The organism is Kiloniella sp. EL199, from assembly GCF_900313065.1.
Classification (GTDB): domain Bacteria; phylum Pseudomonadota; class Alphaproteobacteria; order Kiloniellales; family Kiloniellaceae; genus Kiloniella.
In genome coordinates, this window is sequence record NZ_OMPU01000013.1 from 31,090 (window position 1) to 42,839 (window position 11,750).

An 11,750-nucleotide genomic window follows, 5' to 3' on the forward strand; every position below is an offset into this window, starting at 1 on the left:
CCAATTCTGATCAGACCTAAGCGTGTGGGGCATACTTTGCCAATATACGCTGAAGTGTCCGTCGGTGCATTCTCAAACGCCGCGCAGTTTCAGAAACATTGCGATCACACTGTTCATACACACGTTGAATGTGCTCCCAACGCACACGATCTGCCGTCATAGGTAATTCAGGCGGAGGCGGCATATCCCCATCAGGACTGGACTGTAACAAAGTTGCCGCAACTTGATCGGGGTCAGCCGGCTTTGGCAAATAATCCAATGCGCCAACTTTCACAGCGGCAACAGCCGTCGCAATGTTTCCATAGCCTGTAAGAACAACTACACGAGCATCTTTGGATGTTTCGTGGATCGCTTTAACGACATCAAGACCAGATCCATCTTGAAGTCTCAAATCGACAACAGCATACTCCTGAACTTCTGAATGTGCCAAGCGAATACCATCCGCAACGGAGTTGGCAATAACAGGTTCAAATCCACGCCGATCCATAGCCCGAGACAAACGTTCAGCAAAACGTTCATCATCATCAACAATCAGCAGCTTCTTTTTTTCCGCATCTTGCGACTCTGACATTACTTGTTACCCCTAGACAATTCTATTCTTTGTTATTTCAGTACATTCTATGCTTCTGGACACAGGCGGTCAAAGATGCATTAAGCTCAGCTGTCTTGCAAAAAATTCATACGCCAGAAGCTCATCAAAATTCAGTTACGACGCTCTTTAAGCTATCTGGCTTTAAGCTATCTGAGGTGCAACTTCCAAACGATGTCTGGGCCAAACAATCTCGACAAGGGCGCCACCTGATTCATGGTTAGAGTATGTCACTTTCCCCCCGGTATGGGAAAGCAAGGTTGTTGCAATAAAAACCCCCAAGCCCATGTGATCACCATCTTCTTCCTTGCGACGGTCTTGATTTTTTGAGCCCAAGGCTTTTGAGGTCAGAGTTTTCTTGCCTAAAGCTTTCTGAGCATGTTCGCGACTGGAAAGCAATGGGTCCCCTAAACGACCGAGAACCTGAGGATCAAAACCAGGCCCATCGTCATGTATTGTTAGAGTGATTGTTCTTTTATCCCAGACCAGCGATATCTCAACTTTCTCTTTTGCAAACTGGATGGCATTTTGAGCAAAAAGCCCCAACGAGTGCAAAATTTCAGGGCTGCGCTCCACCATCAGATGTTCTCCATTTACTTCTGCCCCGGAATCTTCACGCGCTTTTGCCTCTATGAGCGTTTGAATATCTAATTTCTCATAGGGGACAACAGCAGTTTCAACAAGACTTTGGAGCGGCATAAAGTTGTATGGATCCCCCCCGTCTTCTTCTGGCCAGGCCGCAAGATTTTGTAAAATTTCCCGACATCTCAAGATCTCACTAATCAAGAGTTCGACATCCGGCAGGTAAATATCATCGGGCGGCAATTCTTCCTTCATTTCTTTTGCCACAACAAGCATTGTTCCCAAAGGACTGCCCAGTTCATGAGCAGCAGCAGCGGCCAAGCCCCCCAATGCTGATAATTTCTGTTCTCGGGCCAAAGCCATTTGTGATGCCACAAGCGCCATTCCCATTGATCTTGCCTCTTCTGTTAATGAGGAGACATAAGCGGCCAAAAAAATCGCCGTAAAAACCAACGCCGCCCACAAACCATAAAGATAAAGTGAATGAAGAAAAAAGCTGCCTTCAGGCCAAGAGAGTGGCAAATAAAAGAAAACATTGGCTGTCACGGCGACAATTGCGAGGATACTTAAGCAGATGGTGCTCCGCCTGGTGAGAATAGAAGCCGATACTGTTACCGGTCCCAGGATCAGGATTGAAAAGGGATTTGTCAGTCCACCAGTTAAAGACAACAATAAAGATATTTGAATCAGATCAAATGCCAGGGCCATGGTTGCTTCTTTGTTACGCAACCAAGATGAAGCTGGACGCGTCGCAACCTGGGCCACATTCAAAACACCAGATGTTAAAACTACCAAAAATGCCGCAACCAGGTGAAGCTCTAGCCCAAGACCAAAATGGGCGATTAGCAACGCCGCCGTTTGTCCACAAATTGCCATCCATCTGATGAAAACAAGTGTCCTTAAACGAACCCGTCCTTGGTCGGGATGTAATCCTACTTCGGGTTCCAATCGAAATGTACTACTCACTGTCTCGTTCCATTTTCCAGACTTTATTCCCGGGTGGGATTTTGTAATCATTCTCAGGTAAATATTTATAATCCATATGATTTTTGTAGCATCTCGCGCTAATAGATATCATTCTATAGCAAAACAGGACAAGATTACTTTCCCAATCGTGTTACATTAAGCTCATGCCTCAGTACGCTATTCATGTTGAGAACCTCAACAAAAGCTATGATGATGTTCTTGCAGTCAAATCAATTTCTTTCGCCGTAAAACCCGGCGAAACCATCGCCCTGTTAGGCGGAAACGGCGCAGGGAAAACCACGACAATATCCATGCTGCTTGGTATTCTCTTGCCAACATCGGGCACAATTAAAGTTCTTGGCGAAGATATGGTCAAAGATCGTTTCAAAGTCATGCACCGTCTGAATTTTTCATCTCCCTATGTGGATCTGCCCAGACGGTTGACTGTCCGACAAAACCTTATGTTTTTCAGCAAACTCTATGGCATTATCAACGCCCGGGAACGCTTGATGCATCTGGCTGAAGAACTCGACCTTCTTGAATTATTAAACCGTCCGACGGGAAGTTTGTCCGCAGGTCAAAAAACACGGGTTTCCGTTGCCAAAGCCCTGATCAACGAACCCGAAATTCTCTTGTTGGATGAGCCAACTGCCTCTCTTGATCCGGATACCGCGGATTGGGTTAGAAGCTACATAAAAGAATACCAAAAACGTACCAGCGCTGCGATTTTGCTCGCCTCTCATAACATGACCGAGGTCGAGCGAATCTGTGACAACGTTCTAATGATGAAATACGGCAAAATTGTCGATCAGGGAACACCGGATGATCTATTGCACCGCTATAGCCGAACAAATCTGGAAGAGGTTTTTCTTGATATTGCCCGAGATAGAAAAAATTCTGCGAACCAAAAAGATAACGATATTCCCAGAAAACCACCTCATGACGATCTAGAATACGGGGATATTTAGATGCCAAACTCAGCAAGCCAAACAACAGCCACCATTCCCCGAATAAGACACAATCCCTCTGCATTGATCCGCATACAATCTGTCATGATGCGACACCTTTACCTGATGCGTGCTTCCTGGCCACGTATTTTTGAGCTTATGTACTGGCCATCTATTCAAATTGTGCTCTGGGGTTTCATTACACAATTCCTGTTAACAAACAGCAGCTATATCGCCCAAGCAGCAGGTGTTTTGGTTTCAGCTGTGCTTCTTTGGGACATCCTCTTTCGTGCACAGCTTGGCTTCAGTCTCTCTTTTCTGGAAGAACTCTGGTCTCGTAACATTGGCAATCTGGCTGTCAGCCCTCTTCGTCCCTATGAGTTTTTAACTGCTCTGATGGTCATGAGTATGATCAGAACGCTGATCGGGATTCTACCTGCCACTTTTCTCGCAATTCTTTTTTACGAAGTCTCTCTCTACGATCTGGGATTACCGCTGATCTTGTTCTTCAGCAACTTAATGATGATGGGATGGACCATCGGTCTGTTGGTTTGTGCACTTATTCTCAGAGTTGGGTTAGGCGCAGAATCCATGGCTTGGCTGACCATCTTTCTCATTGCCCCCATCTCGGCAGTCTACTACCCCGTAGACATCTTGCCAGAATGGCTACAAGCACTTGCATGGGGACTGCCAACAGCACCGGTATTTGAAGGCATGCGTGCTATTCTTTTTGATCAAGGTTTTCAACTTGACCTGTTTATCCATTCCCTGCTCTTGAATGTGCTCTACTTCTCTATCGCAATTTGTGTGTTTTTATGGGCTTACCACGTCGCACGAAAGCGTGGTCTCTTATTACAAATGGGGGAATAGCAGCGCTACTCCCCTAATAAAATCGTTTGTACTGGCTATAAAGGCCGAAATTAAGCCGGGCCACTAACCCCGGCTTCGGCAAAGGTCGCCATGCCATTATGACAAACACAGGCCGCCTTCAGAATTTGCAAGGCAAGTACAGCGCCCGAGCCTTCACCCAGCCGCATATTAAAATCCAACAGGGGTTCTTTACCGATATTTGCCATCAAAGCCCGATGACCGGGCTCAACGGATTGATGTCCAACAACACAGTGATCAAGAAGCCTGTGATCAATTGCATGAAGAATCGCCGCTGCTGCTGTACAGGTATAGCCGTCGAGAACAACCGGGGTACGGGCAAGGCGTGCCGCAATAACAGCCCCGACAATTGCTGCGAGCTCAAGGCCGCCAACACATCGTAAAATCTGGAAAGGATCATCAGCAAAAGTTGGTTTATGCAATTCAATCGCCTGATCGATCAGCTTGGTTTTCAAGGCAAGCGTTTCATTATCAACACCAGTGCCCCGACCAACCCAGTCAGCGGCACCCCCACCGTAAAGTGCGGTGCAGATTGCTGCTGCTGATGTGGTATTACCAATACCCATCTCGCCAACAGCCAAAACATCAATGCCTTCTTCGACGGCCATCATTCCATAGGCAATCGCACGGACAAAATCTTCTTCCTCCATCGCGGGCTGTTCACTGAAATCAGCTGTTGGTTCATCAAGCGCGAGTTCGTAAACACGAAGATCTGAATCAGCCAATCCGCAAAGCTGGTTAACTGCCGCACCGCCATGAATGAAGTTCGCCACCATTTGCTTGGTAACTTCTGTTGGATAAGCAGAAACACCCTTGGCCGCAATACCGTGGTTCCCAGCAAAAACAGCGGTAAAGGGGCGTTCAACCTGCGGTTTATTCTTTCCTTGCCATGCAGCAAGCCAGATTGCCAGTTCCTCTAGTCTCCCCAAGGCACCCAAAGGTTTCGTAAGCTGTGTCTGCCTTTCTTCTGCAGCTTTTGCCGCCTCTCGGCTTGGCCCCGGTAATTCTTTTAGCAGAACATGAATTTCATCAAGCGTCGAAATAGATGCCGCGTCTGACATAGTTTATTATCTCCCTTGCCCCTGATTTAACACAGGATTGCGATGCCTTCAGGCTATCAAATACCTTTACAGAACCGCTTCAGGGCGGCATTTGTTTCTTTGTGCGTTGATAACCCGATTTAATCGGTTTTAAAGCTCTGGCCCAAGCCATAACATAGCAGCGGGTCATTGTCTTTACCTCAGAACCACTCTCTTTGTCGCATATACACCGGATAAGGCAACATGACAGCTCAACCGACCAATAAACCGCACCAATGGCTGAACATGATAAAGAAATTTGAACAAGACATTCGCATCGTCATGGCTTTCATGACGCGGATCCCGGTGCCTTATCCGCTTGATACAGAAGGACGGCCAACAAGCCGTAACCTTGCAGAAGCGGCATGGTCTTTTCCCCTTATCGGCATTCTGGTTGGGTTTGTCAGTGCCACAGTACTGGTCATTGGCTTCTATCTATCGCTCCCACTTTATGTTTGCGCCCTTCTCGCCATTGTCTCTAGCATCCTTGTCACAGGCGCTCTTCACGAAGATGGGTTGGCCGATGTTGCTGATGGCTTTGGCGGTAGTCATGATCCAGAACGAAAACTGGAGATCATGAAAGATAGTCGTGTCGGGAGTTACGGTGTCCTTGCTCTTGCTATCTCGGTTCTCATGCGCACGCTGTTGTTAGGTAGCTTGCTTTCTTTGGCACAACTCAGTCCTCTGGGTGCCGACAACTATCAATGGGCGATTCTGATACAGATATTTGCCATCTACATTTCGGCACATATGATTGGCAGAGGACTTGCCCCCTTGATGATGAGTCATCTTCCTCTGGCAAAGAAAAGCGGGATGGCAGCAACCGCTGCAAAACCAAAGTTACGCAGTAGCTACGGTAGCCTGCTTCTGACATTATTTTTTCTGTTCCTTTTTCTTCCGCCCTTATCTGTCTTGATTGTTCTTGTTTCCAATGTCCTAATGATTCTGTTTTTATCATGGTTAACAATGCGGCAAATTGGCGGGTATACAGGGGACGTTCTTGGCACCGCGGTTCAACTCTGTGAAATCGTGACCTATCTCGCTCTGTTGAGCTATATCGCCTAGGAGGCACAGGTGACACAAACCAGATGGTGGTGGGTCAGGCACGCGCCAGTAACGGAAAACAACGGCACTATATACGGCAATCTGGACTTAAACTGTGATTGCCATGACAAAGACAGTTTTCAAGCTCTCGGTGGAATCCTTCCCGATGAAGCCATCTGGGTAACAACACCCCTGAAACGGACCCATCAAACCGCTGATGCTATTCGCGCTGAAATGCTGGCCCGTGACTTTCCTGCTTATGATGTAATCGATGATTTTCAGGAACAGTCCTTTGGAGACTGGCATGGCATGACGCATCAGGAATTGGGCGAAATTCGGGGTGATCCATGGCATCGTTTTTGGCATGCGCCTGCATCTGAAGCCCCCCCGGGCGGAGAAAGTTTCGAAAGCCTTATTGTCCGAACTGCAAAATCAATTGATGCCCTTAATCAAAAATACATCGGTAAAGATATTATTGCGGTAACCCACGGTGGCACAATTCGGGCCGCAGTTGCCCATGCGCTGGATCTTAACCCCGAAAAAGCCCTTGGCCTATCCATTGGCAATCTGTCTTTAACCAGACTGGATTATTACCTAACCGAAGATGAAAATACGACAGATCATTCATCCTGGGGAGTTGGCAGCATTAATGCAGAACCGTTTGCTTTCAAAACAAAAAAAGCTCCTCAGTAGGAGCTTTTTTCATATCTAGTGATTTTGAACCGTTTACAGCACAAACCTTATCACAAAGAAGATTGAAGCAGACAGTAATGCTGCGGCAGGAACAGTGATCACCCAGGCAGCAATAATTGTCGTAAAGTGCGATCGGCGAACCAGTTTACGGCGGCCAATTTCTTCACGATCAGCAATAATACCTTCATGCTCACTTTCAGGGTGACGCTCGTGCTGTCGCACATACTGGCGGCGGCGCTTACTTTTCTTGGTATAATATTCCCGGAAGAAACCAACACCAAACACAGCACCTACAGCAATATGCGTTGAACTAACGGGTAACCCCAAAGCTGATGCCATGATCACTGTAATAGCGGCAGAAAGCGCCACACAGTAAGCCCGCATCGGGTTCATTTTAGTAATCTGTTCCCCCACCATACGAATCAGTTTGGGACCATAGAGGAAAAGACCAAGGCTGATACCAATCGCCCCAATAATCATTACCCAGATCGGAATGGAAACCTTCGCCGCGATGTCACCAGATTCCACAGCATGTAAAACTGCAGCCAAAGGACCAACCGCATTCGCCACATCATTGGCACCATGTGCAAAAGACAACAAAGCCGCAGAGAAAATCAGGGGTAAATGAAACAGTTCTCTCAAGGACTGGTTCCGGTTTTCCATACCTTCGGACTGTTTACGAATAACGGGTTTTAAAAGCGCATAAGAAGCAACAAAGATCGCAGCACCAATCATAGCAACCGTTGCATAGTCTGGTTTCCAGATCTTCTTCAGCCCCTTCATCATCAAATAACATGAAAAAGCAGTCGCCATAATCGCAAGCAGCATTGGTACCCAACGGCGCGCAGCTGCAATTTTGTCATCACGATAGATAATATTGCTTTTGATAAAGGCGAGGAAAAACGCCGCAATAACGCCACCCAGAACAGGCGAAATAACCCAACTGGCGGCAATCTTACTCATGGTAAACCAGTTTACCGCACCAAAACCAACAGCGGCAATACCTGCGCCCATAACACCACCAACAACAGAGTGTGTCGTTGAAACCGGTGCCCCAATGTAAGTGGCAAGGTTAACCCACAGCGCAGATGACAACAGTGCCGCCATCATTGCCCAGATAAAGGTCTGACTATCTGGAACGAGCGATGGATCAATAATACCTTTGGAGATTGTCGAAACAACATCACCCCCGGCCAATAGTGCCCCGGCGCTTTCAAAAATAGCGGCGATAATCAACGCTCCCGTCATGGTCAAGGCCCGTGACCCAACGGCTGGTCCGACATTGTTTGCAACATCATTGGCACCAATGTTCAGCGCCATGTACCCGCCAAGGGTTGCAGCGACGATGATATAAACGGCGTTTGGCTGCGCCCCGATCAGGATACTGGCAAAACCACCAGCTACTGCCAGGAATAGAATAGCAAGGCCTGGCGCAAGAAGATGTTGCGATATGGAGCGCGTGGCCTCTTCCATCGTAACGATTTTACTTAAGTCTTTATCCAGAGATGGTTTTGCTAACTTCATATCGTCTGATGACGATGAATTCGTATTTCCTGACGGATCAGAAGATGCCATTTTTCAAACCTTCATACACCAAAATTGGGTAATTTCAGATTTGTGATAGTTTCATTGCATTTAAATGACAAATTATTATTTCGTGACTCTAATATGACAATTTAATGACAAACCATATTCAACAACAAAACATATCATTCTGCGGAAAATGCTCTACAGAACAGAAAATATAAGCGCTCCACCCCTTTGGGGTTATTAGTTTTGGCTCTCAATTGCCATCTCTTCAAAGAGCCATTTTCTGAATTTTCCGATCATACCATCCCCGCGTACACCCTGTTGCAGACATCATCGCCCCATGGAATCGCCCTTACCCTTATGAAAACAGAAGAATAACTCTCCAACGAACAGAATTTAAACTGTTTATACTTTCAGTCATAATTCGCTCAAATTTGAATGCCATCTTTTGAGATACTCAAGTTTCACAATTCGCACTTCGGTATTCTGTTACCTACCATGTATTCGCGCAGGCAATTTTTTCGCTCCCTCTTTGGCGGTGCAAGCCTATTCACAGGTTTGGGGAGTTATGGCTTTGTGCTTGAACCTGGTTTCAGGATGTCGCTTTGCCGTCATCAAGTCTCTCCCGCCAATTGGCCAAAAGGGATGACGTTGAGAATAGCAGCGCTAGCAGATCCCCATATAGGAGAGCCATATATGGAGATCGAACGCCTGGAAAAGATCGTCGAGCAAACAAATAACGCCAAGCCCGATATTGTTGTTCTACTTGGAGACTATGTCGCTGGACATAAATTTATCTCACGCCATCTTTCTGTTCGTTCCGCAGCAAAGGTTTTTGCCAGCCTAAAATCACCTCTGGGAACCTACGCTATCTTGGGAAATCATGATTGGTGGGATGATCCCGTTGCCCAACAAACTCGACAAGGCCCTCCGCTTGCACAGAAAGATCTGGAAGCCGAAGGTATTCCTGTATTGGAAAACTCTGCCTTGAAGCTATCCCATCAAGGGAAACAGTTTTGGCTTCTGGGGCTTGGAGATCAATATGCCTTTCTCGATAAGGCTAAAGGATATATTGGCCGGGATAATCTTCCAGAATTAATGTCACAAATCACAGATGATATCCCGAGCATTCTTCTTGCCCATGAGCCAGACATTTTTCCACAAGTGAGTACAAAAATCAGTGTCACCCTTTGTGGGCATACCCATGGCGGGCAAATACGTCTGTTTAACTATTCGCCGATTGTTCCATCCCGTTACGGAAATCGCTATGCCTATGGACACATTATCAAAGACAACAAAAACCTTGTTGTTTCAGGCGGCCTGGGTTGCTCCATACTCCCCGTCCGTTTTGGCGTTCCCCCGGAAATTACAATAATTGATTTAGTGTGAATAATTAAAGTCATCATCAAATCACTCATCGTTTCACAATCCGCTCCAAGTTAACCTTTTCAAATCTTCCAGATAGGGCAACCGCTTTTGGGCCGATTTGATAGCATTTAGATTTAACTGGGCGCGCAAAAATTCAGGTTCCATACTGGCGCGTTCAAGATCATGACCATCAGGACCGATGATACAGCTACCGCCTAAGAATTCTAAGCCATTTTCATTCCCACACTGATTGGCATAACAAACATAAATACCATTCTCAAAAGCGCGGGTCGGCATAACTTTATGTGCAACAACACCCCATTGTGCCCCAAGAGCAGTTGGTACAAGGACCAAATCCACCCCCATTTTTGCTATGTGTCGAAAGTTCTCTGGAAATTCGGCGTCATAACAAATAAGCGTTCCGATATTAAAACCATTTAAGGAGAACACTTCACAATGTCCGCCTCTTTGAAAATACTCTCTCTCGAACCCTGGTGGCAACATCAGCTTACGATGCTCACCTAAACGCTGCCCGTTTTTTCCAAAACACTGTGCAGAATTATATATTCTCCCATCATGGCTCTCAGAATATCCATAGTGAATAGCAATATTATGCGCCCTGCATAAATCAGCTATCTTTTTGGCAAAAAAACCATCCTTTGCTTCGGACCATACGTGAACTCTTTCTCCTACGTTATACCCTGTTAAAAATAATTCAGGTAATAGCAGGAAATCAGCACCTTCTATCTGCGTGTTACTTAAATTCTCTTTCAACCACTGAAAACGCTCATCCGGGCCATTTAGCGTCGCAGGATTTTGAGCGATCACGACCGTCAGTTCATTCATACTCAAATCAACCTTTGCTCAAAAGAATCTCGCGTGGATAGTTGGTAATATAGTCGAACCCTGTCTCCGTAACGACAACAGAATCTCCAATCCGGCCAGCTGTCGTACCATCGATTGAGATGCCACCATCTACCGCGAAAGTCATTCCGGGTTTCAAAACGGTTTTATCCCCTTCTTTTAGCTCTGGTGCTTCCAAATAAGACATCCCGATAGAGCGGCCCGTACGATATCCCGTTTCATACCCCCGCTTTTGATAAACTTCATTAGCTGCCGCGGCGACATCTTCGGCAAGGATCCCGGGGCGAATTGAACCAATTGCAGCCTGCTGCGCTTCTATTGCAGCTTCTTGAACATCACGCGCCTTATCAGTGACATCGCTGATGTGAAACATTCGATCAAAACCCAGTTTATATTGCTTGAATTGCGCCATGTTACAAAAACAGAAATACACGGGATCAAATTTCCGATAGGCCTTTACACTCGCACGGCGGTGCACCATAGAAGAATCTGCTCCGCTTTGGAGGATCTGTAGATTATGAATCATTGGGGAAACAAAGCTTTCCCAGCCTGTATCGGTCAAAAATGTCGCCGCTTTGCGAGATCCTGCATCAATAACAGCCAGTGCTGATTCAAACTCCTGCCTTCCCTCGGATAGTGAATTATGAGCGGCGGCCATCATCGCACCGGCAATGGCGCCTGCCTGTTTCATTATTCCAATTTCAAACGGCGTTTTAATCATGCGCATTTCACCAAGAACAGGTGAAATATCTTTCAAGATTGCCCCCCGGTAAGCTTCATCCAGAAAGTTGCGTACAATCGCCGGAATATGATTTCGTTCAATCCAGAGCTCGGACGGTGCTTCATCTGTAATAACTCCTTTGAGAACACGGGACCAACTCCGCTGCCCAATATCTTCCCACACCCGAATATCCTCTACCCAGGTCATGGCTTCGACCATCTCAGATTCCATCAGCGGAGTAATAACAGTCGGCCCACTATCTGCATCAACAACAAGCATCGTAGGACGCCCAAATTCGATTCCCAGATATCCCCAAAATCCCGCAAGATAAGCAATCGAACTTTCATCGGTAAAAATGGCTTTTTGAATACCATTGTCCTTCATTTTGAGTTGAAGTTGTTCTGTTCTTTCTTTGCATTCCTGAAGCATTTTTTAATGTCCTTTAATCAAGAAACTGACTCGAGGTTAATCGAATAACC

The 11,750-nt window shown here is 46.4% G+C and carries 11 protein-coding genes; 5 read left to right on the plus strand and 6 right to left on the minus strand.

Annotation, left to right across the window (positions count from 1 at the left end):
• Positions 1-16: 16 nt before the first annotated feature.
• Together D9A03_RS14985 and D9A03_RS14990 are read right to left on the minus strand one after the other, a co-directional pair.
• Positions 17-571: an ActR/PrrA/RegA family redox response regulator transcription factor gene (locus D9A03_RS14985; protein WP_120498039.1), complete on the minus strand. Its 555-nt coding sequence runs from the start codon at positions 569-571 to the stop codon at positions 17-19.
• A 162-nt stretch (positions 572-733) separates the two neighbouring features.
• Positions 734-2,137: an ActS/PrrB/RegB family redox-sensitive histidine kinase gene (locus D9A03_RS14990; protein WP_162938182.1), complete on the minus strand. Its 1,404-nt coding sequence runs from the start codon at positions 2,135-2,137 to the stop codon at positions 734-736.
• 164 nt (positions 2,138-2,301) lie between these two features.
• Here D9A03_RS14990 and D9A03_RS14995 point away from each other — a divergent pair, with 164 nt between their 5' ends.
• Both D9A03_RS14995 and D9A03_RS15000 read left to right on the plus strand, forming a co-directional pair.
• On the plus strand, positions 2,302-3,105 hold the full coding sequence (locus tag D9A03_RS14995) for an ABC transporter ATP-binding protein (protein ID WP_120498041.1): 804 nt from the start codon (positions 2,302-2,304) through the stop codon (positions 3,103-3,105).
• Positions 3,106-3,954: an ABC transporter permease gene (locus D9A03_RS15000; protein ID WP_120498042.1), complete on the plus strand. Its 849-nt coding sequence runs from the start codon at positions 3,106-3,108 to the stop codon at positions 3,952-3,954.
• A 50-nt stretch (positions 3,955-4,004) separates the two neighbouring features.
• Here the strand turns inward: D9A03_RS15000 and cobT are convergent, their stop codons facing one another.
• Positions 4,005-5,033, minus strand: a complete 1,029-nt coding sequence (cobT, locus tag D9A03_RS15005) for a nicotinate-nucleotide--dimethylbenzimidazole phosphoribosyltransferase (RefSeq protein WP_120498043.1) — start codon at positions 5,031-5,033, stop codon at positions 4,005-4,007.
• A 222-nt stretch (positions 5,034-5,255) separates the two neighbouring features.
• Between cobT and cobS the strand changes: the two genes are divergently transcribed.
• Both cobS and D9A03_RS15015 read left to right on the plus strand, forming a co-directional pair.
• Entirely contained in the window at positions 5,256-6,116 is an 861-nt protein-coding gene (gene cobS, locus D9A03_RS15010) for an adenosylcobinamide-GDP ribazoletransferase (protein WP_120498044.1), read from the plus strand.
• A 9-nt stretch (positions 6,117-6,125) separates the two neighbouring features.
• On the plus strand, positions 6,126-6,788 hold the full coding sequence (locus tag D9A03_RS15015) for a histidine phosphatase family protein (protein ID WP_120498045.1): 663 nt from the start codon (positions 6,126-6,128) through the stop codon (positions 6,786-6,788).
• 33 nt (positions 6,789-6,821) lie between these two features.
• On the opposite strand, the gene D9A03_RS15020 is transcribed toward D9A03_RS15015, so the two are convergent.
• Positions 6,822-8,363 (minus strand): inorganic phosphate transporter, encoded by a 1,542-nt coding sequence (locus tag D9A03_RS15020; protein WP_174233660.1) that lies wholly within the window; start codon positions 8,361-8,363, stop codon positions 6,822-6,824.
• A gap of 600 nt (positions 8,364-8,963) precedes the next feature.
• On the opposite strand from D9A03_RS15020, the gene D9A03_RS15025 reads away from it, so the two are divergent.
• On the plus strand, positions 8,964-9,707 hold the full coding sequence (locus tag D9A03_RS15025; RefSeq protein WP_256386304.1) for a metallophosphoesterase: 744 nt from the start codon (positions 8,964-8,966) through the stop codon (positions 9,705-9,707).
• Positions 9,708-9,740: 33 nt separating this feature from the next.
• Here D9A03_RS15025 and D9A03_RS15030 read toward each other — a convergent pair whose 3' ends face one another.
• Entirely contained in the window at positions 9,741-10,532 is a 792-nt protein-coding gene (locus tag D9A03_RS15030; protein WP_120498048.1) for a carbon-nitrogen hydrolase family protein, read from the minus strand.
• 7 nt (positions 10,533-10,539) lie between these two features.
• Positions 10,540-11,700, minus strand: a complete 1,161-nt coding sequence (locus D9A03_RS15035; protein WP_120498049.1) for a Xaa-Pro peptidase family protein — start codon at positions 11,698-11,700, stop codon at positions 10,540-10,542.
• Positions 11,701-11,750: the final 50 nt, after the last annotated feature.

What these genes read in the sequence shown, in the direction of transcription:
- cobT (WP_120498043.1), bottom strand. Translation starts at nt 5,033, where the DNA reads ATGTCAGACGCGGCATCTATTTCGACGCTTGATGAAATTCATGTTCTG.
- D9A03_RS15030 (WP_120498048.1), bottom strand. Translation starts at nt 10,532, where the DNA reads ATGAATGAACTGACGGTCGTGATCGCTCAAAATCCTGCGACGCTAAAT.
- D9A03_RS15020 (WP_174233660.1), bottom strand. Translation starts at nt 8,363, where the DNA reads ATGGCATCTTCTGATCCGTCAGGAAATACGAATTCATCGTCATCAGAC.
- D9A03_RS15025 (WP_256386304.1), top strand. Translation starts at nt 8,964, where the DNA reads ATGACGTTGAGAATAGCAGCGCTAGCAGATCCCCATATAGGAGAGCCA.
- D9A03_RS14995 (WP_120498041.1), top strand. Translation starts at nt 2,302, where the DNA reads ATGCCTCAGTACGCTATTCATGTTGAGAACCTCAACAAAAGCTATGAT.
- D9A03_RS14985 (WP_120498039.1), bottom strand. Translation starts at nt 571, where the DNA reads ATGTCAGAGTCGCAAGATGCGGAAAAAAAGAAGCTGCTGATTGTTGAT.
- cobS (WP_120498044.1), top strand. Translation starts at nt 5,256, where the DNA reads ATGACAGCTCAACCGACCAATAAACCGCACCAATGGCTGAACATGATA.
- D9A03_RS15000 (WP_120498042.1), top strand. Translation starts at nt 3,106, where the DNA reads ATGCCAAACTCAGCAAGCCAAACAACAGCCACCATTCCCCGAATAAGA.
- D9A03_RS15035 (WP_120498049.1), bottom strand. Translation starts at nt 11,700, where the DNA reads ATGCTTCAGGAATGCAAAGAAAGAACAGAACAACTTCAACTCAAAATG.